The organism is Alteraurantiacibacter palmitatis (genome assembly GCF_037154115.1).
Lineage (GTDB): Bacteria > Pseudomonadota > Alphaproteobacteria > Sphingomonadales > Sphingomonadaceae > Alteraurantiacibacter > Alteraurantiacibacter palmitatis.
Genome location: NZ_JBANRO010000010.1, coordinates 1 through 26,633, shown reverse-complemented (window position 1 = coordinate 26,633; position 26,633 = coordinate 1). Strand labels below are relative to the sequence as shown.

General features: G+C 64.3%; 26 protein-coding genes. 16 read left to right on the top strand and 10 right to left on the bottom strand.

Annotated elements, in window-relative coordinates:
• Positions 1-17: 17 nt before the first annotated feature.
• A complete protein-coding gene (gene dxs, locus WFP44_RS12455) occupies positions 18-1,949 on the top strand; it encodes a 1-deoxy-D-xylulose-5-phosphate synthase (protein ID WP_336926885.1) in 1,932 nt (643 codons plus the stop codon).
• On the opposite strand, the gene WFP44_RS12450 is transcribed toward dxs, so the two are convergent.
• Together WFP44_RS12450 and WFP44_RS12445 are read right to left on the bottom strand one after the other, a co-directional pair.
• Positions 1,946-2,623 carry an NnrU family protein gene (locus WFP44_RS12450; RefSeq protein ID WP_336926884.1) on the bottom strand — a complete coding sequence of 226 codons (678 nt, stop codon included), beginning with the start codon at positions 2,621-2,623 and terminating at the stop codon, positions 1,946-1,948. The genes dxs and WFP44_RS12450 overlap by 4 nt on opposite strands.
• A 24-nt stretch (positions 2,624-2,647) precedes the next feature.
• Positions 2,648-4,270, bottom strand: a complete 1,623-nt coding sequence (locus WFP44_RS12445) for a peptide MFS transporter (RefSeq protein ID WP_336926883.1) — start codon at positions 4,268-4,270, stop codon at positions 2,648-2,650.
• A gap of 178 nt (positions 4,271-4,448) precedes the next feature.
• Here WFP44_RS12445 and WFP44_RS12440 point away from each other — a divergent pair, with 178 nt between their 5' ends.
• A complete protein-coding gene (locus WFP44_RS12440) occupies positions 4,449-4,787 on the top strand; it encodes a GntR family transcriptional regulator (RefSeq protein ID WP_336926882.1) in 339 nt (112 codons plus the stop codon).
• Positions 4,788-5,001: 214 nt separating this feature from the next.
• Complete coding sequence (locus tag WFP44_RS12435; protein ID WP_336919102.1) at positions 5,002-5,283, top strand: integration host factor subunit beta; 282 nt, start codon at positions 5,002-5,004, stop codon at positions 5,281-5,283.
• A 184-nt stretch (positions 5,284-5,467) separates the two neighbouring features.
• Here WFP44_RS12435 and WFP44_RS12430 read toward each other — a convergent pair whose 3' ends face one another.
• Entirely contained in the window at positions 5,468-8,098 is a 2,631-nt protein-coding gene (locus tag WFP44_RS12430; protein WP_336926881.1) for a TonB-dependent receptor, read from the bottom strand.
• Between the two features lie 306 nt (positions 8,099-8,404).
• Here WFP44_RS12430 and WFP44_RS12425 point away from each other — a divergent pair, with 306 nt between their 5' ends.
• Positions 8,405-9,694 (top strand): MFS transporter, encoded by a 1,290-nt coding sequence (locus WFP44_RS12425; protein WP_336926880.1) that lies wholly within the window; start codon positions 8,405-8,407, stop codon positions 9,692-9,694.
• Positions 9,695-9,700: 6 nt separating this feature from the next.
• Here WFP44_RS12425 and WFP44_RS12420 read toward each other — a convergent pair whose 3' ends face one another.
• A complete protein-coding gene (locus tag WFP44_RS12420; RefSeq protein WP_336926879.1) occupies positions 9,701-11,065 on the bottom strand; it encodes an MFS transporter in 1,365 nt (454 codons plus the stop codon).
• A gap of 118 nt (positions 11,066-11,183) precedes the next feature.
• Here WFP44_RS12420 and WFP44_RS12415 point away from each other — a divergent pair, with 118 nt between their 5' ends.
• From WFP44_RS12415 to WFP44_RS12370, 10 genes are all read left to right on the top strand, one after another.
• Positions 11,184-11,993, top strand: coding sequence for a CmcJ/NvfI family oxidoreductase (locus WFP44_RS12415; protein ID WP_336926878.1), 810 nt, complete (start codon positions 11,184-11,186; stop codon positions 11,991-11,993).
• Between the two features lie 86 nt (positions 11,994-12,079).
• A complete protein-coding gene (locus WFP44_RS12410) occupies positions 12,080-13,306 on the top strand; it encodes a serine hydrolase domain-containing protein (protein ID WP_336926877.1) in 1,227 nt (408 codons plus the stop codon).
• Between the two features lie 10 nt (positions 13,307-13,316).
• Positions 13,317-13,739, top strand: a complete 423-nt coding sequence (locus WFP44_RS12405; RefSeq protein ID WP_377923085.1) for a carboxymuconolactone decarboxylase family protein — start codon at positions 13,317-13,319, stop codon at positions 13,737-13,739.
• The gene (locus WFP44_RS12400) at positions 13,736-14,212 is read left to right on the top strand and encodes a nuclear transport factor 2 family protein (protein ID WP_336926876.1); all 477 of its coding nucleotides are present in this window, start codon (positions 13,736-13,738) and stop codon (positions 14,210-14,212) included. Before WFP44_RS12405 ends, WFP44_RS12400 begins: the two co-directional genes overlap by 4 nt.
• Positions 14,213-14,233: 21 nt before the next feature.
• The gene (locus WFP44_RS12395; protein ID WP_336926875.1) at positions 14,234-14,662 is read left to right on the top strand and encodes a nuclear transport factor 2 family protein; all 429 of its coding nucleotides are present in this window, start codon (positions 14,234-14,236) and stop codon (positions 14,660-14,662) included.
• On the top strand, positions 14,662-15,417 hold the full coding sequence (locus WFP44_RS12390) for an SDR family NAD(P)-dependent oxidoreductase (protein WP_336926874.1): 756 nt from the start codon (positions 14,662-14,664) through the stop codon (positions 15,415-15,417). Before WFP44_RS12395 ends, WFP44_RS12390 begins: the two co-directional genes overlap by 1 nt.
• A gap of 23 nt (positions 15,418-15,440) precedes the next feature.
• A complete protein-coding gene (locus WFP44_RS12385; protein WP_336926873.1) occupies positions 15,441-16,586 on the top strand; it encodes a serine hydrolase domain-containing protein in 1,146 nt (381 codons plus the stop codon).
• Between the two features lie 9 nt (positions 16,587-16,595).
• Complete coding sequence (locus WFP44_RS12380) at positions 16,596-18,170, top strand: phytoene desaturase family protein (RefSeq protein WP_336926872.1); 1,575 nt, start codon at positions 16,596-16,598, stop codon at positions 18,168-18,170.
• 23 nt (positions 18,171-18,193) lie between these two features.
• Positions 18,194-18,406 (top strand): hypothetical protein, encoded by a 213-nt coding sequence (locus tag WFP44_RS12375; RefSeq protein ID WP_336926871.1) that lies wholly within the window; start codon positions 18,194-18,196, stop codon positions 18,404-18,406.
• 4 nt (positions 18,407-18,410) lie between these two features.
• Positions 18,411-19,196 carry an SDR family NAD(P)-dependent oxidoreductase gene (locus tag WFP44_RS12370; protein ID WP_336926870.1) on the top strand — a complete coding sequence of 262 codons (786 nt, stop codon included), beginning with the start codon at positions 18,411-18,413 and terminating at the stop codon, positions 19,194-19,196.
• Between the two features lie 2 nt (positions 19,197-19,198).
• Here WFP44_RS12370 and WFP44_RS12365 read toward each other — a convergent pair whose 3' ends face one another.
• Positions 19,199-19,588 carry a hypothetical protein gene (locus WFP44_RS12365; RefSeq protein ID WP_336926869.1) on the bottom strand — a complete coding sequence of 130 codons (390 nt, stop codon included), beginning with the start codon at positions 19,586-19,588 and terminating at the stop codon, positions 19,199-19,201.
• Positions 19,589-19,701: 113 nt separating this feature from the next.
• On the opposite strand from WFP44_RS12365, the gene WFP44_RS12360 reads away from it, so the two are divergent.
• Complete coding sequence (locus tag WFP44_RS12360) at positions 19,702-20,643, top strand: Na/Pi cotransporter family protein (RefSeq protein ID WP_336926868.1); 942 nt, start codon at positions 19,702-19,704, stop codon at positions 20,641-20,643.
• 70 nt (positions 20,644-20,713) lie between these two features.
• Entirely contained in the window at positions 20,714-20,965 is a 252-nt protein-coding gene (locus WFP44_RS12355) for a hypothetical protein (RefSeq protein ID WP_336926867.1), read from the top strand.
• Positions 20,966-20,971: 6 nt separating this feature from the next.
• Here the strand turns inward: WFP44_RS12355 and WFP44_RS12350 are convergent, their stop codons facing one another.
• Genes WFP44_RS12350 through WFP44_RS12330 form a run of 5 tightly spaced genes read right to left on the bottom strand, consistent with a single transcriptional unit; the run spans position 20,972 to position 26,483 of the window.
• Positions 20,972-21,862, bottom strand: a complete 891-nt coding sequence (locus WFP44_RS12350) for an NAD(P)-dependent oxidoreductase (protein WP_336926866.1) — start codon at positions 21,860-21,862, stop codon at positions 20,972-20,974.
• Positions 21,859-22,668 carry an N-acyl homoserine lactonase family protein gene (locus tag WFP44_RS12345; RefSeq protein ID WP_336926865.1) on the bottom strand — a complete coding sequence of 270 codons (810 nt, stop codon included), beginning with the start codon at positions 22,666-22,668 and terminating at the stop codon, positions 21,859-21,861. The genes WFP44_RS12350 and WFP44_RS12345 overlap by 4 nt, the downstream gene beginning before the upstream one ends.
• A 10-nt stretch (positions 22,669-22,678) precedes the next feature.
• Positions 22,679-23,857: a cytochrome P450 gene (locus tag WFP44_RS12340; protein WP_336926995.1), complete on the bottom strand. Its 1,179-nt coding sequence runs from the start codon at positions 23,855-23,857 to the stop codon at positions 22,679-22,681.
• A 5-nt stretch (positions 23,858-23,862) separates the two neighbouring features.
• Entirely contained in the window at positions 23,863-24,768 is a 906-nt protein-coding gene (locus tag WFP44_RS12335; RefSeq protein WP_336926864.1) for an MBL fold metallo-hydrolase, read from the bottom strand.
• A gap of 17 nt (positions 24,769-24,785) precedes the next feature.
• Positions 24,786-26,483: a GMC family oxidoreductase gene (locus WFP44_RS12330; RefSeq protein ID WP_336926863.1), complete on the bottom strand. Its 1,698-nt coding sequence runs from the start codon at positions 26,481-26,483 to the stop codon at positions 24,786-24,788.
• Positions 26,484-26,633: the final 150 nt, after the last annotated feature.

Genomic DNA, 26,633 nt, shown 5'->3' with positions numbered 1-26,633 from the left:
CGCTGTAAGAGCTTGCAATGAATATCCGTCCGGAAACGCCTCTGCTCGACACGGTCGACACGCCGCACGACCTGAGACGGCTGGAACCCAGCCAGCTTCGCCAACTTGCCGATGAACTTCGCGCCGAGATGATCGACACGGTGGGCACCACCGGCGGACATCTGGGTTCGGGCCTTGGCGTGGTGGAACTGACCGTGGCGATCCATTATGTGTTCGACACGCCCACCGACAAGCTGATCTGGGATGTGGGCCACCAGGCCTATCCGCACAAGATCATCACCGGCCGGCGCGACCGTATCCGCACGCTGCGGCAGGGCGGCGGCCTGTCGGGCTTTACCAAGCGCAGCGAAAGCGAATACGACCCCTTCGGCGCGGCGCATTCCTCCACTTCCATTTCGGCGGGCCTTGGCTTTGCCATCGCCAACAAGCTGGCCGGACAGCCGGGCAAGGCGATTGCGGTGATCGGTGACGGCGCGATGAGCGCGGGCATGGCCTATGAGGCGATGAACAATGCCGAGGCGGCGGGCAACCGGCTGGTCGTGATCCTGAACGACAACGATATGTCGATTGCGCCGCCTGTGGGTGGTCTGTCGGGCTATCTGGCGCGTCTGGTGACGTCGGGCCAGTTCCTTGGCCTGCGCGATCTGGCCAAGAAATTCGCCCGCAAGCTGCCGCGCCCGCTGCACCAGGCGGCCAAGAAGACCGATGAATATGCCCGCGGCATGGCGATGGGCGGCACCTTGTTCGAAGAGCTGGGCTTCTACTATGTCGGCCCGATTGACGGGCACGATCTCGATCAGCTCATCCCCGTGCTGGAAAATGTGCGCGATGCGGCGGAAGGCCCGTGCCTGATTCATGTCGTCACGCAAAAGGGCAAGGGCTATGCCCCCGCCGAAGCGAGTGCCGACAAATATCACGGCGTGCAGAAGTTCGATGTGATCACGGGTGAGCAGAAGAAGGGCCCGGCTGGCCCGCCTGCCTACCAGAACGTCTTTGGGGAAACGCTGGCCAAGCTGGCCGAAACCGATCCGAAAATCTGCGCCATCACCGCCGCCATGCCCAGCGGCACCGGGGTGGACAAGTTTGCGAAAGCGCATCCCGCCCGCGCCTTTGACGTGGGCATTGCCGAACAGCACGCCGTGACCTTCGCCGCTGGCCTCGCCGCGCAGGGGATGCGTCCGTTCTGCGCGATCTATTCCACCTTCCTGCAGCGCGCCTATGACCAGATCGTGCACGATGTGGCGATCCAGAACCTGCCCGTGCGCTTTGCCATCGACCGCGCCGGGCTGGTGGGGGCGGACGGGGCGACCCATGCGGGCAGTTTTGACATCACCTATCTTGCAAGCCTGCCCAACATGGTCGTCATGTCGCCTTCGGACGAGGCGGAACTGGTGCATATGACCTACACCGCCGTCTGCCATGACAGCGGGCCGATTGCCTTCCGCTATCCGCGCGGCAATGGCACGGGCGTGGCCCTGCCAGAGGTTCCGCAGCAGCTGGAAATTGGCAAGGGCCGCGTGGTGCGCGGCGATGAAAAGGGCGGCAAGGTCGCGATCCTCTCGCTCGGCACCCGTCTCGCCGAGGCGCAGAAGGCCGCCGACGCGCTGGACGCCAAGGGCCTGCCCACCACGATTGCCGATCTGCGCTTCGTCAAGCCGCTCGACACCGCGCTGATCCGCCGCCTGATGCTGAGCCATGAAGTCGTGGTGACGATCGAGGAGGGCAGCATTGGCGGGCTGGGAGCCCATGTCCTCACCATGGCAAGCGACGAGGGGCTGACCGATGCGGGCCTGAAAATCCGCACCATGCGCCTGCCCGATATGTTCCAGGATCACGACACGCCCGACAGGCAGTATGAGGAAGCGGGCCTGACCGCGCCGCATATCGTCGAAACGGTGCTGTCCGCGCTGCGCCACAACAGCGCGGGGGTCGAGGAAGCGCGGGCTTAACCCATCCAGCGCCAAATCCCTGCCGGTATCCCACCCAAGGGCATATGGGCGAAGGTGGCGACCAGCCAGATCGCGCCGCCTGCCAGCCACCACACCCAGCCGATGCGGGCAAAGGCGCTCCATTTCGGCCAATAGCTTGTCTGCGCCTGCCAGCCCGCCCAAGCCTCGCCCAGCAGGCCGCGCTTCTTCCTGTCCTGCAAATGCGCGCCCAGCAATGCGAGCACACCCATGGCGCTGGCGGTGATGAGGGTGCGCGTGCTCCACCATAGCGCGACATGGGCAATCGCCCACAGGCCGATACCCCACATCATCGGGTGGCGGGTGACGCGGAACACGCCGCGCGGCTCGGCCGGGATTTTCACCTTGCCGGTGGGATCGGGCAAAGCGGGATTGCCCGCAAAGGAGCCCGCCAGCAGCACCATGGCGGGCAGGGTCAAAGCGGTGGCGAGCAGCCAGCCAATCGCTCCGCTGCCGCCAAGGTCGGCCGGCGGCGCGGCCTGAAACGCCTGCACCACCCAATAGAGCAGCGCAAGACTGGCCAGCGAATAGACGCCCAGAAATCCGCTCGGCCCCAGCACGCGCACCATCGGGGTGCGCATGGGATGGCTCATCGCGAAATGGCTGCCGACAAAGGCGGCATTGGCAAGGAGGAGTTGGGTCAGTTCGGATGTCATTGCCAGATCCCCCTGCCTTTCCCGTCAGCCGCGCCCGTCCGGATGCACGCCCGCCGCCTGCGGCTCGCCCAGTTCGGCATTGCCCGGCAGGCCCGATTGCGCATCTTCCAGCGTGTCGAGATGCATCCAGCGCTTGATGATGGGGCTGACCAGCAGCACCGCCACCGCCACGCCAATCGCGATCCAGCCAATCTGGTCGTAGATTTGCAGGGTCAGCTCCTTCGACATCTCGCCGCTTTCGCCGCCGGTCGCCTCGCCGATCTTGCCCGCCACAAAACTGCCCACCGCCGTCATGTAGAACCATGCGCCCATGATGAGGCTGGCCATGAAGCCGGGCGCAAGGCGGTTCATCGCGGAAAGGCCCACCGGGGACAGGCACAGCTCACCCGTGGTGTGCAGCAGATAGATCAGGAAAACGAAGATCACCGGCGTCATCGCCTCCATCCCCGCCGCGGTCGCGCCCCAGGCAAAGACAAGGAAGCCCGCGCCCACCTGAAACAGGGCGAGCGCAAATTTGGCGGGCGCGCTCGGCTCCAGCCCGCGCTTGCCCAGCCATTGCCACAGCGCGGCAAAGACCGGCGCGAACAGCAGGATGTAGATCGGGTTGATCGACTGGAAGATGGCGGCCGGCACATTGCCGGTGTCGACATAGGCATCGGTATAAAGGTTGAGGCTGCCCGGCGCCTGATCGAACAGGCCCCAGAACAGCGGGTTGAGCGCAATCAGGAACAGGATGGCGTAAATCCGCTCGCGCGGGTGCTTGTCCAGCTTGGATGCCTGCCACAGGACATAGCCCAGCAAGACCACCCCGGTCACGATCAGCAGCGTCTGGATCACTTCGCGGTACTGGATCAGCCCCCACATCACCGCAACAGCCGCAAGGCCCGCTGCGTAGATGAGCATTTCCTTGCGGCGCTCCAGCGGGATGGGCGCTTCGCCTGCGCCGCGCAAGGCCGCCTTGCCCAGCACGAACACGATCAGCCCGGCCACCATGCCGATGCCCGCCAGGCCAAAGCCCCAGGCCCACCCCAGCGTCAGCCCCAGATAGCCGACGAGGATAGAGCCCGCGGCCGCGCCGAGGTTAATGCCCATGTAGAAGATGGTGTAGGCCGCATCGCGGCGGCTGTCGGTCAGGCGGTACAGCTGACCCACCATCACCGAGATATTGGCCTTCAGGAAGCCCGATCCCACGATGATCAGCGCCAGCGCCAGCCAGAACACATTGAGCGCGGGATCGGATTGCCCGCCGTCGCCCTCCACCGCCATGAACAGGTGGCCCAGCGCCAGCAGAACGGCACCGAACAGCACCGCCTTGCGCTGGCCGAGATAACGGTCTGCCAGCCAGCCGCCCAGCAGCGGCGTGACATAGACCATCGCGCCATACGCGCCCAGAATCAGGTTGCCTTCGCCCTGGCTGAACATCCAGTGCTGCACGAGGTAGAAGATCAGGATTGCACGCATCCCGTAGAAGCTGAACCGCTCCCACATTTCCGCGAAGAACAGCATATACAGGCCTTTGGGATGGCCGAGCACTTCTTGCCGGCGGCTGGCAGCGATCAGCGCGCCCGCCGCCAGAAAGGCTGCCAGGATGATGGCCGCGATCGCCGCGACCCAATCGCCTTCGTTCCACAGCCCGATCTCTTTCATCCCGCGTTCCCGTAACTCCATGATGCACAGCCAGAGCCCGCCGCGCATATTGCGGGCACCCTAGCGGCAGAAACGGCCTTGTGAAGCGGCAAAGTTGCATCCGTAACCTTTACCCGCGCGCCGGGGAGATCGTCGCCGCTTGACCTGCGCCGCTGTATTATGGCACTGCATCACCACGATGCATGAAAGCAAGCCCGTCTATCTGCGCCTGCGCGACAAGATTGCTGCGGCGATCATCGCGGGCGAATATGCGGAAGGGACGATGCTGCCATCGGTGCGCGCCTTTGCGGCGCAGCAGGGGGCCAATCCGCTGACCGTGGCCAAGGCCTATCAACAGTTCCAGTCCGATGGCTTCATCCGTGTGCAGCGCGGGGTCGGGATGTTCGTGAACGAAGGCGCTGCGGAGCGCCTGCGCGCCGTCGAGCGCGAGACTTTCCTGCGCGAGGAATGGCCTGAAATCCGGCGACGCATCGTGCAGCTCGACCTCAGCCTCTCGGAACTGCTCGACCGCGTGTAAACGGCTGGGCGGGCTCGCGTCATGGTAGCCCTCCCCAGCTTTCTTCACGAATGTGAAATTATTCATATTGTTGAAGTGTTTATTGCGCAAAGGCTTAGCCTGTGCCATGCACTTCCGTGCAGGCATTGCTTCGGGTCGCACTGTGCATTGCAAGGCCTTTTGGTGTTGTGAAATCTTGAGCCGGTCCTTGCGCCCGGCCCTTCAGGGGGCGATCATGATAAGATCAGAACTGCTGCAATCGCTTATCGACGACAATCCCGACCTGCGGCCTGAAGAGGTTGAGCAGGTGGTTGACATTTTCTTTGACGAAATCGCGTTGCGTCTGGCCGAAGGTGGCCGGGTGGAATTGCGCGGTTTTGGCACCTTTTCCAGCCGCGCACGCGATGCGCGCACCGGGCGCAATCCGCGCACGGGCGACACGGTGGAGGTGCCCGCCAAGCGCGTGCCCTATTTCAAGCCGGGCAAGGAAATGCGCGAGCGGCTGAACGCCGACTAAGTCCAGAGGGTTTTCGGGCGCCGGCCTTCATGGCCCGTGCAGCCCGCCCGGCGGGGGAGAGACGCCGGTGAAAGGAAGGGGCGCGGATCATAATGATCTGCGCCCCTTTATCTTTGCCTGTTGGTTCAGGCTCACCAAGGCAGGCAATCGGCCCCGGCCCGTAAGGCAGGGGCCGATCATCCCATCAGAAGCGGCGTTCGACCGACAGCTGCCAGGTGCGCGGCAGGCCGGGCACGCCGGTTACCACACCCAGCGATGTCGTCGTGTCGCTCACCGAGGTGAAGTAGTACTTGTCGAAGATGTTATCGACACGCAGGGCCAGCGTCCACTCGTCACTCGGATTGGTGAAGGCGATGCGCCCGTTCATGAGGAACAGCGAATCCATCTTGCTCCACACCGTGTTGAACGTGTCGGTGTAGATCGCCGAACGGTAGTTCGCATCCAGACGGAAGCTGAGTTCCGAACCGGTATCCATCTCGTAGTCATACTGGACACCGCCGCTCCACGTCCATTCGGGCGTGTAGGGGGTGACTTCGGTGCCGCGCAGACCGGCGGCCGCCACCGATGCCACATCGTACTGGAAGTCGATATAGCTCAGCGTGGTGTCGATCGTCAGCCCGTCGGTCGGGAAGACCGCAGCCTCCACTTCGAAGCCCTTCACCTTGGCTTCACCCACGTTGCGCGGCTGCAGACAGGGCGAGCTGGGGCAGGCCGGCAGGGTCAGGACGATGTTCTGGTAATCGTTGTAGAACGCTGCGGTGTTGATGCGCAGGCGGCGATCCAGAAGGTCGAGCTTGAACCCGACTTCGTAGGTGGTGATGGTTTCCGGATCGAACGAACGCAGCTGGTTGCACGGCGGTGCCGGAATGATCGAACCATCGGGGTTGAAGGTGAGCGCCGGGCATGGGCCTGCCGACGGCCCGAAGAACGGACGCGGGTTCACACCGCCGCCCTTGAAGCCCGTCGAGACCGAGGCATAGGCCAGCACTTCATCGCTGAAGCGGTAATCGGCCACCACGCGCCAGTCGAAGCGGTCACCCTGGAAGCCGTCCGAAATGCCGAACAGGCCGGTGAGCAGGCAGTTCGGCGAGTTGCCGAGCGAGACCGGCCCGCCGCCATCCGGATCTGCGCCGTAGAAATACTCGCAGATTGGCGGGGCGCCCGCGGGCGGGGCCAGCGCACCCTGGAACGGCACCGTGCCATCGGGGTTGGACCGGAAGTAGGTGTAGATCTTCTTGTCCTTGCTGTAGCGCAGACCGCCCGTCAGGCTGAGCGCATCGGTCGGGCGCACGGTCAGCGTGCCGAACACCGCCTTGGTGGTGCTGGGCGTCGTGTCCGGGCCGTGGATGAAGTCGATCCCGGCATAGTTCAGGTCCACACGCGCGGTGTATTCGCCGCTCTGATCCAGATAGAAGCCGCCGACCGTGCCCTGCAGCAGGCCTTCGGCCGCTTCGAAGTTCAGGCGGACTTCGCTGCTCCATGCCTCGTGGTTCAGCTGGTTGTCGAGCTGTGCGATCGGAATCGGCGTGGCGTCCTGATCCTGGCCCCACTTCGATTCATAGGTTCGGTACGAACCGATATAGACGAATTGCAGATCGTCAGTGATGTCATAGGTCAGGTTGCCCTGGATGCCCCAGCCTTCGAACCGGGTGATCGGCAGCGCGAAATAGGGCTTGTAGGGCGCCTGCGTGGTGGGCGTGCGCGCATCCATGAAGTTGGAATAGCTGATATAGCGCGGGTCATACCCGGCCAGATTGCCACCCGTGTCGCAGCTGTATTCGCCAAACGGCACGAAGGCGCAGGACGAAGGCACACCCTGGCCGTTCTTGCCCACCAGCCACGGAAGCGACTGATAGCCGATAATGTTGCCTTCCCCGTCGCGGATGGCCGCGCCAACCGAAGCGGCCGGGTTGACCGAGCGCGGATTGAAGACGGGATTGGTGGCCGAAACCGGCAGGCCCGCCGCGATCAACACGGTGGCGATCGCATCGGAGTTTTCCCGGGTGTAATCGCCCGAGATGTTCACTTCCAGACGGTCGGTGGCTTCCCAGCGCAGCGAACCGCGCAGCGCCATCACGCTCTGCCCGCCCATCGTGCCGTAATCGGGATTGCCCCGGCCGCGGGCATTGTTGCCCGGCACGTTCGAATTGGGGTGCGTGGTGCCGTAATCGAGCATGGTGACGTGCCCGTCACGGCTGCGGCCCATGCCCGAAATGCGCATGGCCAGCGAATCGGTGAGCGAGAAGTCCATCATGCCGCGGATGGCGATCGAATCGAGCGAGCCATATTCGGCGCGCAGGCTGCCCGAACCATCACCGCGCGGACGCTGCGAGAACAGCTTGATCGCGCCGCCCAGCGAGTTCTTGCCCGCCAGCGTGCCCTGCGGGCCGCGCAGGATTTCCACGCGGTCAAGGTCGACCAGTTCGAGCAGCGAGGAGGACAGCGTGGGAATGTAGACATCGTCGATATAGATGCCGACCGCGGGGTCGAGCGCGAAGTTGAAGTCGGTCTGGCCGACGCCGCGGATGAACGCGATCAGGCCCGAACCGCCATTCTGCGGCTGCGGGGTGAGCGTCACGTTGGGCGCTTGTGCTGCGACCTGCGAAATGTCGGTCTGGCCGCGGGCCTGAAGCATTTCGGCGTTGACGGCGGTAATGGCGAGCGGCGTGTCCTGCAGGTTGGCTTCGCGGAATTCCGCCGTCACGACGATGACGTTGGAACGGCCTTCTTCGCTTGCATCCTGGGCATATGCCGGTGTGGCCATCGTGGCCGCAACGGCCAGCGACGACACTACGCTGAGCGTCTTGAACTTCATCAGGTTACCTCCCCATGCGCGGCCCGAAAGACCTCGCTTTTATGGAATCAACCGCGCCAGCCCGTATGCGGGTCTGGTTGGCGGACGAATGGCGAGAGGTAGGCAAATGGCTGCCTGCGATATCTCTCTCCCCTCGATGACATTACCGTTTGATACTATCGGGGCAAGCCAATTGCACAAATGCGCATGGCAAATCGCCCGCATTGTCGTAATCAAGCAACACAGGAAGTGCCGGTTTCTTGCGCAATCAAATAGCTTAGTTTGCTAATAATTGCTCGGAAGCACGGACACGCGCGGGGAGAGACGATGACCGACACGACACCAGCTGCGGGCGCAGGGCGCCCGGACGCGATACGTTTGGGCGGCTATGAGCTAACGGTATTGCTGTTGCTGGGTCTGGCTTATGGCTTTGCCTATTTCGACCGGATGGCGATGACCTTTCTCGGCCCCTTCGTGGCGGCCGAGATGGGATTGTCGAACGAGCAGCTGGGCTGGCTGGGTTCCGGTCTGTCGCTCACCTGGGCGCTGGGGGCCTATTTCGTGGGCCGGTGGTCCGACCTGATGGGCAAGCGCAAGCCTTTCCTGCTGGCGGCGCTGGTGATCTTCTCCTTCGCCTCGGTGATGTCGGGATTGGCGTGGAGTTTCGGCTCACTGCTTGCCAGCCGCATCGTGATGGGCGCCGCCGAAGGGCCGTTCCTGCCGATCTGCCTTGCCATCATGGTCGCTGCCAGTGCCGAGCATCGCAAGGGGCTGAACGCGGCAGTGGTGCAGAACGTGTTCGGATCGATCATCGGAACAGCCCTTGCGCCGATTGTGCTGATCGCGATTGCCACAACGTGGGACTGGCGCGTGGCCTTTTACCTGTCGGGCATACCGGGGCTGGTGCTGGCGGTGCTGATCTGGCGCTATATCAGGGAGCCCGAAGCCGCGCCCAAAACAGCCGAACCCGCCGCGCGCCTTTCGCTCGGCCAGTTGTTGGCGCGCGAGGGGCGCGAAGTGCGCAGCCTGATGGCCACGCGCAATATCGCGCTGTGTGCTCTCGTCTCGATCTTCGCTGTGGGCACGGTGGTGATCGGCTCGATTTTCATGCCCCTTTACCTCGATGGCCCGCGCGACCTTGATCCCGCCACCTGGAGCCGGATGATGTCGGTGCTGGGCTTCTCGCCCGCAGCAGGAGCGGTGACGGCGGGCCTGCTGTCCGAGAAGGTGGGGCGCAAGCCTGCGCTGGTGCTGTTCTGCCTGCTGATGACGATTGCCCCTGCCGCCTTGCTGTGGGTGGAGGGATCGCCCACGCTGCTGGCGGCGCTGATGTTTGTCAGCTGGATGGGGCTGGGCAGCTTTCCGCTGTTCATGGGCGTGATCCCGGCCGAAACGCTGGGCCGCCTGCGCGCCGCCACCGCGATGGGCGCGGTGGTGGCAGTGGGGGAGATATTTGGCGGCTTCGCCCTGCCGCCGATCACCGGGCGGCTGGCCGACAGCTTCAGCCTCGACGTGGCGCTCTATGTCCAGCTGGGCCTTGCCGCGACAGCCGGGCTGATCGCACTGGCGGTGGCCGAAACCAATCCGCGCATCACCGGCAAGCCCGCCATCGCCTGATTGCCACTACCGCCCCGGCTCCAGCCGCCGGGCGCGGTGGAAAGTGAGCGCTGACAGAATGGCAGGCACGCCCATCACCGCGCACACCATGCCCACGGTCAGGGTGACATCGAGCGTCACGAAGCCCAGCGACAGGTCGTCGGTGCGCGTGCCCAGCAGCGCGCCGCCCACGATCGGCCCGAAGATCGACCCCACGCGCCCCGCCGTGGTGGCAAAGCCAAGGCCGGTGGCGCGCAAATGCGGGGGGAAGGCATAGGCGATGGTCAGCCAGTTCGCCACGGCCGAACCGAACAGCGCCGCGCCGATCAGCGGGGCGATCACCATCAGCATGGATGTGTTGCCGACAAACTGCCCGAACAGCCCAATCAGCACGGCAAGGCTCACCATGGTGGCCCACATCATCCGCTTCACGCCGAAAGTGCCGCACAGGAATCCGGCGGTCAGCCCGCCCACGATGCCGCCATAGGATACCCAGGCGGAATAGCGCGCGCCCAGTGCATCCGAACCGCTGGCTTCGGCCACCAGCGGCGGGCCCCAGTTGATGATGAAATACCAGGCGAACATATTGAGCGCATGGGCCAGGAACAGCTTGCCGATCAGTTCCTTGCGGTGAATCGGCTGGGCAATCTCCTTCAGCGCGGTGGAACCTTCGCCCGAATCTGCGGGGCGCGGCGGCAACTCCGCGATTTCCGGCACATTCATCCGCCGCAGCACCGTGTTGGTGGTTTCCAGCGCCCCCTTGGGCTGCCGTGTCAGCAGGAAGTCGAGGCTTTCGGGAAGCCATGCCCAGGCAATTGGCAGCAGGATGGCCGAGAGCGCAGCGCCGAACCAGAATATGCCGCGCCAGCCATAGGTATCAAGCACTGCCACCGCCACCATCGCGCCGATGATCGTGCCCACCGGATAGGCCGAGGCGACCGCGGAAGTTGCGAATTCGCGCCGCTTGTAACTGGCATATTCGAGCGCGAGTGTTCCGGCCGTGCTCGTCATCCCGCCAATGCCGATGCCGGTAATCAGCCGCCCGATCGCCATCGTCACAAAGCCGGTGGAAACGGCGGATACCGCCATGCCCACGCTCATCAGGATCAAACAGATCAGCATGGCGGGCCGCCGGCCATACTGGTCGGCCACGGGCGACACGCCCAGCGCGCCCGCCGCCATGCCAATGAGGTTCATCGACAAGAGCGTGCCCAGCTCCGCATTCGACAGGCCCCAGTCGCGGCTGAGCGCGCTGCCTGCCTGCGCCAATGCGAGAATGTCATAGCCATCGACCATGTTGATGAGCACGCACAGCGTCACCACGCCATATTGCTGAAGGTTCATCGCGCGGTGCCGCAGCACATCGCGCGGGTCCGCAAAGGCCCCTGCCATTCCCGTGATCCTCTCCCGATCATGCTTGCCGCTCGACGTCGGCTTGTTGCCATTGCTATGGTGCCGGGCGCGAGCCGTCAAAAGAATACGGCCGTGAGCGCCAAGGGGAGAGTGAAGGATGCACGAAGCGGTAGTCTCGCCGCGCGATGTCACCGCGACTATGAAATATGTCGTGCGGGGCGAAAAGGCGACCTTCTATGCCGGGGATCGCGAGCGCAGCCATTGGCCGGGCGAGGAGCACGCCGTCATCATCCACGACGCCCGCCCGCATATTGGAGAGCTCGCGCTCGACCGGAACGGCTTTGTGGTGGTTCAGGAGCCTTCGACCGTAACCGATTACGAAAATCCCGCCGCGATGGAGGCCTATTGCCGTGCCACGGAAGCGCTGGTGCAGCGGCTGACCGGGGCGGCGAAGGTCATCAGCTTTGGCGCGATTCTGCGCACCAGCGCCAGCGGCACGCATGGCCACAACCAGCCCGCATTCGGCGCGCATATCGATTACGGCGCAAGAACCGTCGCCGATTTCACCCGGCTGATCACGGGCGAGGAGGAGGCTGCGCGCTGGCTTTCCCGCCGCCATATGCTGATCAATGTCTGGCGCCCCATCGCGCCGGTTGAAAGCACGCCGCTTGCCCTGTGCGATGCGCGCACCGTGCGGCGCGAAGATCTGTTCGACAGCGAGATCGTGGGCGGCCTTGGCGGGCTCGATTTCTCGCTCTGGGGCTTCAACCTTGCCTATCGCCCGGATCACCACTGGTATTGGGTGCCGGCCATGCAGCCGGACGAGGCAATGGTGTTCAAGCTGTTCGACAGCGATGCGGATGCTGTGCAGTTCACCGCTCATTCGGCCTTTGCTGACCCGACCGCCGCACCCGATGCCGCGCCGCGCCAGAGCGTGGAACTGCGCACCATCGCCTTTCTGGATTAGCCCTTTCGCTGGGGCCATTCCTTGCCTAGTCATAACAATCGTTAGAGTCGCAAAGACCGCAAGCACCGCCAATTGGGGAGAGAGCATTGGCACGCGCCGAGTTTCACGAGACCGTTTCCGCGCGCGGCGGGGAATATCCGCTGCACGGCCGCTATGACGAGGCGTTCCGCCCGGTGGTGGACGCCTTCCTCGCCAATTTTGCCGAGGAGGAGCTGGGCGCGGGCTGCTCGGTAGTGGTCGATGGTGAAACCGTGGTCGATCTGTGGGGCGGGTGGGCGCGTGCCGATCGCAGCGCCGAATGGGATGAACACTCCACCGTCTGCATGATGAGCGTCGCCAAGGGCGTCACCGGCATCGCCTTCAATATGTGCGTGGCCGATGGGCTGATCGATATCGACAAGCCGGTGGCGCATTACTGGCCCGAATTCGCGCAGAACGGGAAAGAGGATATTCTGGTGCGCTGGTGCCTCGATCACCGTGCAGCGATCCCTGTCCTGACGACCGACACGATGTATCCGGGCGGCTTCTTCGATTACGTTGGCTATATCCGCGCGCTCGAAGTGCAGGAGCCGCTGTGGCAACCGGGCACGCGCGCGGCCTATCACGTGCACAACCAGGGCTTCCTGCTGGGCGAGATCATGCGCCGGGTGACCGGCATGACGGTGGGGCCGTTTCTGCGCCAGCGCGTCACCGGGCCGCTCCGCGCCGAATATGCGATTGGCGGGATGGATGCCGCCGAACAGAGCCATGTGGCCGAGGTTCTGCCCAATACCGGTGCACGCCTGTTTGCGGCCAAGGACACCGCCATGCCCGAACGCCCCACCACGCCCGAAGGCTGGCAGGATGGCGTCGTGCTGCGCAAATTCGCCTTCCTGCAGAACCCGGCAGAACCGTGGCACACCACGATGAACAGCCCCATCTGGCGCACCTGCGAGATCGCCAGCGGATCGGGCCACGGCAATGCCCGCGGCGTGGCGCGCATTTACGGCGCAACCGTGGGCGAGGTCGATGGCATCTCGCTGCTTTCGCGCGATGCGCTGGAGGCGATGATTACCGAGCAGCACAACCAGACCGAACTGCTGCAGGAACGCCCCTATCATCAGGCGCTGGGCGTGCTGCTCAACACGCCCGAAGCGGTCTATATGGGGCCGAATATGCGCAGTTTTGGCCATCACGGCCTTGGCGGGTCGATCGGCTTTGGCGACCCTGATGCGCGGCTCGGCTTTTCCTATTGCTGCAACCAGATGCACGCCGTGGGCACCAATGGCCCGCGCGCGCGGCGGCTGATCGATGCCGTCTATTCCGTCCTGTGAGGAACCCGAAATGACCGAGAAGAAGCCCGCAGCCGAAATGACCGGCCAGGAAATGTTCGACCGGGGCATGGCCATTCGCCGCCAGGTGCTGGGCGATGCCTATGTCGACAAGGCGCTGGCGAAAAGCGGCCCCTTCAACGAGCCGTTGCAGGAACTTGTCACCACCTATTGCTGGGGCTGGAACTGGGGGCGCGAGGGGTTGCCGCTGCGCGACCGCAGCCTGATCAACCTTGCGATGATCGCGATCCTCAACCGGCATAACGAATTGAAGATCCATATTCGCGGCGCGCTCAACAACGGCCTCACCCGCGACGAAATCCGCGAAGTGCTGCTGCAGGTGGGCATATACGGCGGCATTCCGGCGGCGGTGGACAGCTTCCGGCTGGCAAACGAGGCCTTTGCCGAGATTGACGCCGAAGGAGATGCGGCATGAAGGACAAGAAGCGCGCCCGTATCGAGGCGGAGGTCGCCAAGCTGCCGCTGCTGTTCGCGCATTACGCCGACAATGGCGATCACGCGGCGATGGCCGATCTGTTCACCGAGGATTGCCAGTATGCGCGGCCGTTTCAGCCCGAGCATCCGTTTCACGGGCGCAGCGCGGTGCAGGCGATCTTTCGCGACCGCAAGCCGATCCTCGTGCGGCACATCGTCACCAATGTGCTGGTGGAGGTGCTGTCCGAAACCGAGGCACGCGGCACCAACTACCTCACCATGCTCTCCAGCCATGAGGGCACAGAGCCACCCCAGCCATCGGGCGCGATCTATGTCGGCGGGTTCGAGGATCACTATGTGAAGGTGGAAGGCAAGTGGCGCTTCATGAGCCGCTATGGCCGCGTGGCGCTGCATTCAGGCGGGCCGATGCCCACTCTGCCGCCACCATCGGACGAGGCGCGTGGACTGAAATAGCAGCCGCGAAAAGGGGAGAGGATGATGACTGTTCAAGCGGCCAATGCAGCAGAGCAACTGGTGCTCGATTTCTTCGTGGTGCTCTCCAGCGGCGACCTCGAAACGCTTCGCGGTTTCTATCGCGAGGCCAGCGTGTGGGAGCCGAAGGTCAAGGACATTCCCGGCGCAGGGCGCCATGTGGGCATGGCGATCATCGACGAATTCCTTGCGCCCGTGCGCGGTATGTTCAAGCCGGGCGATCCCAAGGTCCATGTGCAAGCCATGTTCAGCCAGACCAAGGACGGCACGACGTGGGTTTGCGTGGAAAGCAATTCCACCGGCGAGAGCATGGACGGCAAGGTCTATGACAATGATTATTGCTGGGTGTTCGAAATATCGAACGGCAAGATCGACGCGATGCGCGAATATATGGATTCGCTCTATACCGCCAAGTGGTTCGGGATGGTCTGATGCCGGGGCGTTTCGATAACCAGCCGATCCTGATTTCCGGCGGGGGGCGGGGCCTTGGCGAATGCATTGCGCGGCGGCTGGCGGCCGAAGGCGCGATCGTGGGCGTGGCCGATATCAACGGGGCCAGCGCGCTGGCCGTGGCGGAGAGCATCATCGCAGATGGCGGACGCGCCTTCAGCTATGGCGCGGATTGCGGCAGCCGCGACGCCTTCTTCCAGCTGGCGGAGGATTTTGCAGCCGATGCAGGGCCGCTGCGCGCGGTGATCAACAACGCCTCGGTGCTGGTATACGAGCCGATCGAGGAAGTGACCGAGGCGACGCTCGACCGGATGCTGTCGGCGGGTCTCAAAAGCGTGTTCTGGGGCGTGCAGGCGTTTCTGGCGCACCGGGAAACGACCGCGCCCGGCAGTATCCTCAATTATTCCAGCCCCGTTGCCTATCGCGGGCGGCCCAATACCGGCGCCTATACCACGATCAAGGCCGGGATAGCAGGGCTTACCAGGGTGCTGGCCGGCGAATTGGGGCCGCGCGGCATCCGCGTCAACGCCATTGCGCCCGGCAGCGTGCCCACGCCTGCGACGGAAGGCTTCGTGACGGCGGAGCAATACGAACAGCGCGCGAAAAACATCCCGCTGCGCCGCAACGGGACGCCGGAGGATGTGGCGAGCGCGGTCGCGTTTTTGCTGAGCGAGGAGGCAAGCTTCATCAACGGGGCGATGCTGGCCGTGGACGGCGGCATCATCGCGGCGGGGTAGGTCGAAGGCTGAGGATCAGGAATATGACGGCAATCTGGCAGGAACGGCTCGACCATCTGAAGGCGGTGATCGAAGCCGATATCGCCAAGGGCGATTATTACGGCGCGGTGCTGAAAGTGGGGCGCGGCGGGATTGTGGTGTTCGACGAAGCGATCGGCCACGCCTATGCCGGGCAGGAGCGCACGTTGAAAAAGGACGATGTGTTCAGCCTGTTCTCCGTCACCAAGGCCTTCACCAATATCCTGATCCTGCGCGCTATCGAGGAGGGGCGCTTTGCCCTCACCACCAAGGTGCGCGATGTCCTGCCCGAGTTTACCGGCAAGCCGCGCGAGGAGGCGACCTTTTACCACCTCATCACCCATCAGGCCGGGATGCCCGGCGTGTGGAGCCCGAGGCCGGGGATGTTCCTCGACCGGTTGCAGGAACTGTTCGACGAGAGCATTGCTCATGTCCACGGCACTTCGCCGCCGGGCGAGAAGTGCGATTACTCGCCGCTGGTCAACCATGTTCTGATGGGCATGGCGCTGGTGCGCACCGATCCCAAGCGCCGCGATTACCGCACGCTGCTGCACGAGGATTTGTTTGCACCGCTGAAAATGCATTCGACCAGCATGGGCCTGCGCGCCGATCTGGATGCCCGCCATGTGCGCCCGGATATGCGCGGCACGGTGCCGATCAAGCATCTGTCGCGCAACCTGCCGGGCGATCACGCGCTGTTCGAGGATCCGGAGGTGGAGGCTCCGCACGTCGGCTGCGCCAGCACCTGCGGCGATCTGTGGCGCTTTGCCGAAATGCTGCGGCGCGAGGGCGAGTTGGAAGGCCACCGCATCCTCAGCCCCCGCATGATCCGCCTTGCCCGCCGCATCCACACCGGCGACAAGCCGAACGAGCTCTACAAGGGCGTCGCCCTGCGCGCCGGGTGGCAGGTGCCGCCCGCCAATCAGGGGCTGGGCTTTCAGGTGCGCGGGACCGGTATTTACCAGCACCTGTTCGGCCAGCTCTCCAGCCCCGAAACCTTCGGCAATTACGGCGCGGGCTCGACGATGTTCTGGGTCGATCCGGTGGCGGATGTCACCTTCTCCTTCCTGTCCGCAGGGGTGATGACGCAAGGCTCCAATATCGAGCGCTGCGGCAAGCTGTCCGACATCGCGCTTTCCGCCTGTCTGTAAAGGATCATTATGACCGACGCAGATATCATCGTTATCGGGTCGGGGCATAATGGCCTTGTCGCCGCCGCCTATCTCGCCTGCGCGGGCAAGCGCGTGTTGGTGCTGGAACGCAACGCATGGCACGGCGGCGGGGTGGTTTCCCGCGAACTGACGCGACCCGGCTTCATCCACGATCAGCATTCGATGAGCCACATCTTCATCCAGGGCAATCCGCTGCTGCTGAACGATGATCTGGGGCTGAAGGCGAAATACGGCCTGCGCTATGTCTTCCCCGATGTGCCGATGATGAGCGTGTGGGAGGATGGCACCACCCTGCCGCTGCACCGCGATCCGGCGAAGAGTGCGGAGGCCATCCGCCATTTCAGCGAAAGGGACGCCGCCACCTTCCTGAGGATGAGCGAGCAGGCGGCCGCGTGGCTGCCGATGATTCAGGCGGGCCTCTATTCCCCGCCCATGCCGCTGGGCGCGCAGACCGCGATGATGGATCAGAGCGCCGAGGGGCGCGAGATCATGCGCACGATGGGCGTGTCCACCTTCGATCTCATGGAAGAGCTGTTCGAGCACGACAAGGTCAAGGCGCATTTCGGCCGCGTGGCGGGCGAGAACCTCGTCTCTCCGGACGAGAAGGCGACCGGCATCGGCGCCTATGTGTTCCTCGGCTTCCTCGAAAAGTTCGGCTTTGGCGTGCCGGTAGGCGGATCGGGTTCGCTCACAAACGCGCTGATCGCCTGTATCGAAGATCACGGCGGCAGCGTGCAGGCGGGCAAGCCGGTGCGCGAAGTGCTGAGCGATGGCGGCAAGGCGGCGGGCGTTGTGCTGGATGATGGCACGCGGCTGAGCGCAAAGGACGGCGTGATCGGCGCGATCCATCCGCATATCCTGCCCGACATGGTGCCCGGCCTGCCTGCCGATGTCGCGCGCAACGCCCGGCGCACGCATATCACGCCTGCGGCCTGCTTCACCGTCCACGCCGCGCTGGATGCGCCGCTCCGGTTCAAGGCGAAGCGCCACGATGGCGCGCCGCTGTCGGCGGTCATGTATGAACTGATGCCCGCCGAATATGAGGATATGCGCCGCGCCTTTGACGAGCTGCGTTATGGCAATTTCAGCCCCACCCCGCTGGTGGGGGTGGGCCAGTTGACGCAGCACGATCCATCCCGCGCGCCGGAAGGCAAGGCGATCTTCCACGCCTGGGATTACGTGCCCTATGCCCGCAAGGATGGGCGCAACTGGGACGAGGCGAAGGGCGAATGTGCGGACAAGATGATCGCGCAGATAGGCAAATACATCGCCAATCTGCCCGATGCGGTGCTGGAATACCATTGCGACAGCCCGGTCGATATGGAGCGCACCAGCCCCAGCTTCCTGCGCGGCGATCTGCACGGCATTGCCACCACGCCTTACCAATCGGGCAGCCACCGGCCCACGCCCGAACTCGGCCAATACCGCGTGCCGGGGGTGGATCGGCTTTATCTGGTCGGCCCGTTCCAGCATCCGGGCGGCGGCGTGTTCGGCGCAGGCCGCGCCACCGCGATGGTGATGGCCGAAGATCTCGGCATCGATTTTGACGAAATCCGGCCGTGAAGCCGGCCCTTTAGGAGCGCCCCATGAAAATCCGCGCCGCCGACAAGTCCGAACTGATGCAGGTCAGCAAGATCGAGCGCAAGGGCAATGACCTTGTGCTCAAGGGCAAGGTCTACGGCACCATGCCGATGACCGCGACGCTGACGCCGGAGGAAGCGAAGAACTTCCTGAAACTGCTCACGCCGGGCCTCGCCTGGTTCATCCTCACCCTGCCGTTCCGCACATCGAAAGGCTGATATCATGCGCCACAAGGGAAGCTCCATCATCGTGACCGGGGCCGCCGGTTCCATCGGCTTTGCCACCTGCGAAATCCTGGCCCGCGAAGGGGCCGAGGTCTTGCTGGTGGACATAAACGCCGACGGGGTGAAGGCCCGCGCCGATGAACTCGTCGCCAGGGGCTACCGCGCGATTGCTCATGTGGCGGACTGCGCGGACGAGGCGGCGGTCGCAGGCTATGCCAGCGCGGCGATGGAGGCTTTCGGCAAGATCGACGGCTTCTTCAACAATGCCGGGATCGAAGGCGTGCTGGCCCCCACGCACGAATATCCGGTGGACGAATTCGACAAGATCATAAGGGTAAACCTGCGCTCGATGTTCCTTGGCCTGCGCTTTGTCATCCCCCACATGGTCGCGGCCGGAAAGGGCGCCATCGTCAACACCGCCAGCATTGGGTCGGAACGCGGGCTGGCGGGGGCGTGCGCCTATAACGCGGCGAAGCACGGCGCGGTCGGCCTCACCCGCACGGCGGCCAGCGAAGTGGCGCAAAAGGGCGTGCGCGTGAACTGCGTGATGCCCGGCGTGATCGAAACCCCGCTGCTGGTGGGGATGCTCGAACAGATGTTCGACGGCGATGTGCAGGCAGGCATGGACAAGCTGGGGCAGGTCGCCACATTGAACCGCGTAGGGCAACCGCGCGAGGTGGGCGATGTGGTGAGCTTCCTGCTTTCGGACGAGGCAAGCTATGTCAATGGCGCAAAGTGGGAGATCGACGGCGGCGCGCTGGCCACGATCCGGAACGATATCTGACGCTAGATATCCGGCACGATGAAATTGGCGATATAGCTGCGCGGGCCTGCAACAGCGGTGCAGACGATGGCGGAGATTTCGTTCTGCCGGAACTCCAGCCGGCAGGATCCGCGCGCCTCGTCAGCGGCCCTTTGCCCGCGCCGGGCGACATGGGTCAGTTGCAACTCGCTGCCGTTCCATGAGCCGATGAAGCGGAGATTGGGGACAAAACCGCGCGCGGCAAAGGCAATGCCCTGCCCGTTCAGCATGGCTTCGCCGCAGGTGACGAGCTGAGCCGTGCCAGCTTGGCGAGCCAGTTCGTCGGGATAGATGCAGCGCCCCTCCAGCCGCAATTCGGCTGCCTCTCCGGCCGGAAACTGGGCAAGGATCAGCGCGGCGATCAGGGCAGACATGGCGGCAAGTTCCTGACTGTGAAAGACATTCCCTTCATCGGCCTGTCAGACCGCAATGGAAAGAGTGTTTACCATTACTTGTCACGCCACGCCGCAGAGTGCAGCGTGTCGGCATGGATGGATATGTGCTTTTCGAGATCGGGGTATCCATCGCGGCGGCGGTGATCCTGTTCATTTACGCGCTCAAGGGGTTCAGCAACGATATCCGCCGGGCGGGCGGGGCGGCGCTGGACCGGCTGCTCACCCGGCTGACCGGCAATCCGGTGACGGGTTTTGGCCTGGGCGCGCTGCTCACCGCGCTGGTGCAATCCTCCAGCGCGATCAGCGGCATTACCGTGGCGCTGGTGCAGGCGGGCACGATCAGCTTTCGCGGCAGCCTGCCGGTGTTTCTGGGCGCGAATGTCGGCACCACCTCCACCGCCTGGCTGGTGGCGATCAACGCCACGATCCTTGGCCCCTTCCTGATCGTGCTGAGCGCGCTGATGCACTTTGCGCCGCAACGCATCCGCCTGTTCGGGCACGCGGTGCTGTATCTGGGGATCATCCTGCTCGCGCTGCAACTCATCAGTTCCTATGTCGCCCCGCTCCGGCAATCGGAGGAGGTGGCCGCCTGGCTGATCCATGCCAGCAATCCGTGGGTCGGCCTGCTGATCGGCGTTGTGATGACCGCGCTGCTGCAATCGAGCAGCGTGGTGGTGGGCCTTGCCGTGGTGGCGGTGTCGCAGGGCCTGCTGACCACGCCCGATGTGGTGCCCATCGTGCTGGGCGCGAATATCGGCACCACCTCCACCGCGCTGTTTGCCGCGCTGTCGATGGGTGCGGTGGCGAAGCGCGCGGCCTTTGCCAATCTGGTGTTCAATGCCGCCGGCGTGCTGGCCTTCCTGCCCTTTCTGGGTGCGTTCAGTGCCTTTGTCGTCGGTATGACCGGGCCGGGCACGATGGCGGTGGCGACCGCGCATCTGCTATTCAATCTGGGGGTGGCGGTGATCGGCTTTGCGCTGATCCCGCTGGTCACGCGCTTCTATGCCGCGCGCCCGCTGGGGCCCGAGGTGTAGGTTGGGAACCCGTCAGGGAACCCGCGCCGCCCCTGACGCATTGAATGGCCAGACAACAAGGAGACGACCCATGTTTGGCAAGGTTATCGGCGCCGTGGCAGGCGCACAGGCGGCAAAGCACAGCGCAGCGATTGGCGGCACCGGCGGCGCTCTTCTGGGCGCGGTGGCGGTGCCATTGGTGCGCCGCCTGAGCATTCCGGCGCTGCTGGTGGTGGGTGCGGGCGGTTATCTGGCCAAGCGCGCCTATGACAAGCGCCACGCCGCGCCAGCGCCCAAGACAGCGCGGCGCAGCAAGGCGGCGGAGGCGGCTTCCAAGGCCTGATTGCCCCTAACGATCCGGATCAAGGCCGGCTGCTTCTTCCACCACCTTGGCAATGGCGGTGAAATCGGCGGTCGGCCCTTCGCGTTCCAGCGTGCGTTCGAGATAATTCTCGACAATCCGGCCCAGCGGCAGCGGCACGCCCGCGGCCGCGGCTTCGTCCATCAGCAGGCGCGTGTCTTTCAGGCTGAGCGCGGCGGCAAAGCCGAAGTCGAAGCTGCGCGGCAGAACGCTGCGCGGCCATTTGTCGCGCGTGGCCGAATTGATGCCGGTGGACTGGTTCAGCACCTCTATCATGCGCGCCGGGTCCAGCCCCTGCTTGATGCCAAAGGCCATGCCTTCCGCAGTCACGCCGATGGCGACGGCGCCCAGCAGGTTGTTTACCAGCTTCATCGTTTGCCCGGAACCGGGCGCTTCGCCCATGTAGAAGGGCTTGCCGATAGCCTCCAGCAAGGGCCGCAATTGCGCCTCGTAGGGGCCCGACGGCCCGCCGACCATGATCGATATGGTCGCCTCCACCGCGCCCTTGATCCCGCCCGATACCGGCGCGTCGAAGCAGGCAACGCCATGCGGGGTGAGCGCCGCAGCCAGTTCCTGTGCCAGCCTGGGCCCGCTGGTGGACAGGTCGCACAGGATCCGGGGATAGCCATGCGCGCAGATGCCATCGCCGCCCAGCACCGCTTCGCGCACAATGGCGGGGGTCGGCAGGCTGGTGAACACGATATCGCACCGCTCGCCCAGCGCAGTCGCCGATCCGGCGGCCTCAGCCCCCTGCGCAACCAGAGCCGCAACGGCGTCTGCCGATACATCGTGCACCAGCAGGCGATGGCCCGCTTTCAGCAGGTTCGCCGCCATCGGCGCACCCATGCGGCCAAGGCCCAGAAAGCCGATCGTGGTCATAGCAACTCCGCAAGCGGCCGGTGCGGCGGCAGATCCACACGGGCAATGTCGTTTTCAGTCGGAAAAGCGGCCAGAACCAGCGGATCGTGGCCGGGTATCACATGGTCAAGGCTGCCGCCTGCCAGTTCCATCACGCGCGCTTGCGCAGCAGCGTAATCGCCTTCGTCCACAAAGATCGGGAATGGGATTGCCCGCGTGATATTGGCGTAAAGATGCGCGGCATCGCTCGCCAGCACGACAGGCCCGCGCGCGGTATCGCACACCACCGCCATCAGCCCGGCGGTATGGCCGGGGCACAGCGCCAGCCGGATACCGGGCGCAAACTGCGCATCGCCATCGTGAAACACGACATGGTCGGCATAGACCTTGCGCACCAATTGGGCGACCGGCTCCCCGTCGAACGGCGCGCGCACGCCGGGGTCGCAGACCTGCCGCCCGGTGGCGAAGGCCATTTCGGCGTCCTGCACATGGAAGCGGGCATTGGGGAATGTGCTTAATCCCCCGGCGTGATCGTAATGCAGGTGGGTCAGGATCACGTCCTCCACCAACAGATGGTCGATCCCTGCCGCGCGCAGGCCTTCCACCACTGGGCGGGTGATGATGCGCCCGCGCGCCATTGCCGCCGCCTCGCCAAAGCCGGTGTCGACGATGACCGGCGGCGCGCCTTCGCGGTGGATCGCCCAGACGAAGTAATCGAGCGGCATGGGCACATCGTGATCGTCCACCGGCGCGGCAAAATTGGCCTCCGCCGTCCGTTCGTGCCGGGCATAGCGGATGGCATCGATACGGGTGACTTGTGCGCTCATCGTTTTGGCATCAGGCGAAGGTAAGCCGCACCGGCTGGCTGATCGGGCCGTGGCCTACCGTGGTCATCCATGGCTGGTAATCGCCGGCGATTTCGAACGCGGCGACTTCGCGCACCAAGGTTCCCAGCAGCGCCTGCGCCTCGGTCTGCGCCAGCACGCGCCCCACGCAGCCATGCACCCCGTATCCCCAGCCCAGAGAGTGCTTCGTGTCGCGCGTAATGTCGTAGCGTTCAGGCTCGGCCCAGAAGCGCGGATCGCGGTTGGCGGCGGCGAACATCAGCCCGCAGCGCGTGCCTGCGGGCACCACCAGATCGCCCACTTCCACATCGCAGGTGGTGATGCGGCCCGCCATGCGGCTGGGCGAATCCCAGCGCAGGCTTTCGTCAAAGGCGTTGCGCAGCAGCTTGGGATCGGCACGCAGCTTTTCATACTGGTCGGGGAATAGCGCCCAGGCGCGGATCGCATTGGCCATGGTCAGGTAAGTGGTATCGGCACCTGCGCTCAGCACGGTTTGCAGCAGCAGCTTGGCCTCCTCCATTGACACCTGGCCCCTGTCAGCCGCGCGGAAGATTTCCGCGCCGATGCCATCGGGGTCGATCGCGTCCCGGTCGCACGCGGTGCCCAGCCATTCGATCACGGCGGAGAAATCGTGGCGCATCGCCTCGTCGAACAATTCGCCTGGCGGCCCCATCGTGGCCCAGACCATTTGCGAAAAGCCGTGCATATGCTCGCGCCCTTCTTTCGGCAGGCCCAGCACATCGGGCAGCACGCGAAAAATGAAGGCCTGCGTGATCTCGCCCACGGCATCGACTGCCTCGCCCTCACGCGCGCGCAGTTCGGCCACGAACTCCTCGGCAGCTTGCTGAAACACCGCTTTGGTGCGTTCGAGCGCACGCGGGGACAGCGCGTCCTGGATCACCTTGCGCACCTGCGTATGCCGTGGTGGATCATCGGTCAGGAGGATTTCGGGCCGCGGGCTGTTCGGATCGTGCCATGGGCGCGAGCGGGAGGAGAAGCTCTTCCAGTCGAGCAGGCCGGCGGTGACATCCTTGTGCCGCGCGATCATCACCGTGCCATCGTGCAGGCGGACAGCGGGGGCGAATTCGCGCACCTCGTCATCCACTTCGCGGGCATTGCGCACCGCATCGGGGGTGAAAATGTCATAGGGGAAAAGCGGGATTTCCTTCATCGCGCTCACAGCCCCAGCCCGTGAAACCAGGTCGCGCCGTCGGGTGCGGTTTCGATGTGGCCTGCGGTGGGATCGAAGAAATGCGCGCCGATCACCACCACGCCGCTGTCGCGGTATTTCTCGACAAAGGATATGCGGCTGGCGCGCCCGGCATCCTTGTCCATGTCGAAAGTGGCGGTGCGGTGGGGCATGGCGCATTGCATCGGGTGGTGCATCAGATCGCCGGTGATGACCGCGCGTTCGCCCTTGCTCTCGATACAGACATGGACATGGCCCGGCGTGTGGCCGTGGCTGGGTTCGGTAAAGATGCGCCAGCCGGGGCCTTCGGCAATCACATGATCGGCTTCGATAAAGTCCGCGAGGCCCAATTCCACAATCGGGTCGACACATTCGACCAGATGCGTGTCGGTATGGTGCCCGTCATGCCGGATCACATTCTGCCATGCGTCATATTCGGTGCGGCCGAACAGATAGCGGGCATTGGGGAAAGTGGGCTTGTAGGTGCCGGTTTCCGGGTCCTTCCAGGTGTTCCAGCCGACATGGTCGAAATGCAGATGCGTGCATAGCACCGTGTCCACCTGATCACGCGTCAGGCCGAGGCTTTCGAGATCTTCCAGAAAGCCTTCGGGCAGGTTGCAGAACACATCGAAATCACGCTGGCGGCCCGCACCGATGCAGCTGTCCACCACGATATTGCGGCCACCGGCCTGCACGACAAAGCCCTGAAAGTTCATCCGCTGCTGCCCTTCGGGCGTGGCGTAGTGCGGATGCAGCCATTCGAGCGCGATCACCTCTTCCGGCGTCGCGTCGGACATGGTCATGTTGATGTGATCGGTGAAATTCCAGATTTCGACAATGCGGGTGACGGTTACATCGCCCACCTGCCAGCTCATCATCGTGTCGCGTGCCATGTCGGCCTCTCTCCCGTTCAGGCGGCTTTGGCCGCTCGTTTGATTTTGGGTTTGTAGCGCGCCACGCTTTCGGGCGGCAGATCGGCGGCGGGCAGGGCCGGCTTGCCGAGGATGAAATCGGCGCAGCGTTCGCCAATCATCACGCAGGGCGCATTGGTGTTGCCGCCGATCACGGATGGCATGACGCTGGCATCCGCCACGCGCAGGCCTGCAATGCCCTTCACGCGCAATTGCGGATCGACCACGGTCAGCGCATCCTTCGGATCACCCATGCGCGCAGTGCCGACCGGGTGATGCACGGTATAGCCGGTGGCGCGGATATAGGCGTCCAGCCCCGCGTCGCTGGTCACATCCGGCCCGGGCGCGACCTCGACGCCGTTATATTTGGCGAAAGGCGCACTGGCGAAGGCAGCGCGGGCAATCTTCAGCGCGCGGATCAGGGGGAGGATATCCTCCGGCTCCTTGAGGAGGTTGGGGTCGATCAGCGGCGCGGCGGCAGGATCGGCGCTGGCAAGGCGCACAGTCCCCCGGCTCTTGGGATAGAGCGCTACGGGGCTGATCGCATAGCCATGGCCCAGCGGAAACGGCACCTTGGGGTTGGTGAGCCTTTTGGCAGGCTGGAACACGAATTGCACATCGGGTTTTTCGAGCGACGGATCGGTACGCAGGAAAGCCACGCTTTCAAACACATTGCCCGCCAGCGGGCCTTTGCGCGTGGCGAGGTAATAGAAGAACCAGAAAATGTCGCGCGGCATGGCTTTCCAGCTGATGCCGTAACTGGTGCTGTCGCGCGTCTCCATGTGGATCGGGCTGGCGACATGGTCCTGGTAATTGCCGCCGACGCCGGGCAAGTCGTGCACCACCGCGATGCCGTGTTCCTGCAAATGCGTGGGCTCGCCGATGCCCGACAGCATCAGGATTTGCGGCGTCTGGATCGTTCCGGCGGAAAGCACGATTTCATGCCGCGCACGGATTATCCGGCCATCGGTCAGTTCCACCGCCACGGCGTGCTTGTCCTCCACCACGATGCGGGCGACCTGCGCGTGGGTTTGCAGGTGGATATTGCCGCGCGCCATCGCGGGCCGCAGCATATTCTTGGCGGTCGTCTCGCGCAGCCCGTTGCGGATCAGGCCCTGGCGGCGGCCGTAGCCTTCGGGGTCTGGCCCGTTGAAATCGGGGCAGGGCTTGAACTGGAGCGAAGCGAGCGCATCCATGAAATCGTAATTGAGCGGGTTCGGCCCCTCCACCATCTTGGCGTTGATGGGGCCGGATTTCCCGTGAAACACGCTTTCGGGGTAATCCTCGTTATGCTCGGTCCGGGTGAAGTAGGGGAGCACTTCGGCATAGGACCAGCCCTTGGCACCGGCATCCGCCCAGTCATCGTAATCGGTCGGGTGGCCGCGGAAATAGACCATGCCGTTGATCGCGCCGCTGCCGCCCAGCACTTTGCCACGCGGAACCCCAATGCGGCGGCCTGCCATGCCCGCCTGCGGCACGGTTTCAAAACGCCAGTTGGTTTCCTTGCGGCCAATTGCGGCGGCGACAAAGCTGGGCACATGGATAAAGGGATGGCTGTCATGCCCGCCCGCCTCCAGCACGCAGACGGTCTTGGTCTCATCCTCGCCCAGCCGAGCCGCCACGCACGCCCCGGCACTGCCTGCGCCGATAACGATGTAATCGAATTCGCCCGCAATCATCTGTGTTGTCTCTCCCACCACGCATGGTGCGCGAAGGGAGACGGGGTTGGCAAGGGGGATTGTATCGGGCGTTAGGGTTCCCAGCTTCTTCTAGGCCGTGTTGACAAAAGACTTCAACCATAGGCGTGTGGCGGCGAGGTTGAGGAAGCTTTCGAAGGATAGGGCAGT

Coding starts and splice junctions, on each gene's coding strand:
- dxs (WP_336926885.1), top strand. CDS start 18: ATGAATATCCGTCCGGAAACGCCTCTGCTCGACACGGTCGACACGCCG.
- WFP44_RS12365 (WP_336926869.1), bottom strand. CDS start 19,588: ATGTCTGCCCTGATCGCCGCGCTGATCCTTGCCCAGTTTCCGGCCGGA.
- WFP44_RS12355 (WP_336926867.1), top strand. CDS start 20,714: ATGTTTGGCAAGGTTATCGGCGCCGTGGCAGGCGCACAGGCGGCAAAG.
- WFP44_RS12360 (WP_336926868.1), top strand. CDS start 19,702: ATGGATGGATATGTGCTTTTCGAGATCGGGGTATCCATCGCGGCGGCG.
- WFP44_RS12390 (WP_336926874.1), top strand. CDS start 14,662: ATGCCGGGGCGTTTCGATAACCAGCCGATCCTGATTTCCGGCGGGGGG.
- WFP44_RS12405 (WP_377923085.1), top strand. CDS start 13,317: ATGACCGAGAAGAAGCCCGCAGCCGAAATGACCGGCCAGGAAATGTTC.
- WFP44_RS12450 (WP_336926884.1), bottom strand. CDS start 2,623: ATGACATCCGAACTGACCCAACTCCTCCTTGCCAATGCCGCCTTTGTC.
- WFP44_RS12425 (WP_336926880.1), top strand. CDS start 8,405: ATGACCGACACGACACCAGCTGCGGGCGCAGGGCGCCCGGACGCGATA.
- WFP44_RS12340 (WP_336926995.1), bottom strand. CDS start 23,857: ATGAAGGAAATCCCGCTTTTCCCCTATGACATTTTCACCCCCGATGCG.
- WFP44_RS12415 (WP_336926878.1), top strand. CDS start 11,184: ATGCACGAAGCGGTAGTCTCGCCGCGCGATGTCACCGCGACTATGAAA.
- WFP44_RS12370 (WP_336926870.1), top strand. CDS start 18,411: ATGCGCCACAAGGGAAGCTCCATCATCGTGACCGGGGCCGCCGGTTCC.
- WFP44_RS12385 (WP_336926873.1), top strand. CDS start 15,441: ATGACGGCAATCTGGCAGGAACGGCTCGACCATCTGAAGGCGGTGATC.
- WFP44_RS12395 (WP_336926875.1), top strand. CDS start 14,234: ATGATGACTGTTCAAGCGGCCAATGCAGCAGAGCAACTGGTGCTCGAT.
- WFP44_RS12380 (WP_336926872.1), top strand. CDS start 16,596: ATGACCGACGCAGATATCATCGTTATCGGGTCGGGGCATAATGGCCTT.
- WFP44_RS12400 (WP_336926876.1), top strand. CDS start 13,736: ATGAAGGACAAGAAGCGCGCCCGTATCGAGGCGGAGGTCGCCAAGCTG.
- WFP44_RS12435 (WP_336919102.1), top strand. CDS start 5,002: ATGATAAGATCAGAACTGCTGCAATCGCTTATCGACGACAATCCCGAC.
- WFP44_RS12345 (WP_336926865.1), bottom strand. CDS start 22,668: ATGAGCGCACAAGTCACCCGTATCGATGCCATCCGCTATGCCCGGCAC.
- WFP44_RS12335 (WP_336926864.1), bottom strand. CDS start 24,768: ATGGCACGCGACACGATGATGAGCTGGCAGGTGGGCGATGTAACCGTC.
- WFP44_RS12430 (WP_336926881.1), bottom strand. CDS start 8,098: ATGAAGTTCAAGACGCTCAGCGTAGTGTCGTCGCTGGCCGTTGCGGCC.
- WFP44_RS12445 (WP_336926883.1), bottom strand. CDS start 4,270: ATGAAAGAGATCGGGCTGTGGAACGAAGGCGATTGGGTCGCGGCGATC.
- WFP44_RS12350 (WP_336926866.1), bottom strand. CDS start 21,862: ATGACCACGATCGGCTTTCTGGGCCTTGGCCGCATGGGTGCGCCGATG.
- WFP44_RS12420 (WP_336926879.1), bottom strand. CDS start 11,065: ATGGCAGGGGCCTTTGCGGACCCGCGCGATGTGCTGCGGCACCGCGCG.
- WFP44_RS12440 (WP_336926882.1), top strand. CDS start 4,449: ATGCATGAAAGCAAGCCCGTCTATCTGCGCCTGCGCGACAAGATTGCT.
- WFP44_RS12375 (WP_336926871.1), top strand. CDS start 18,194: ATGAAAATCCGCGCCGCCGACAAGTCCGAACTGATGCAGGTCAGCAAG.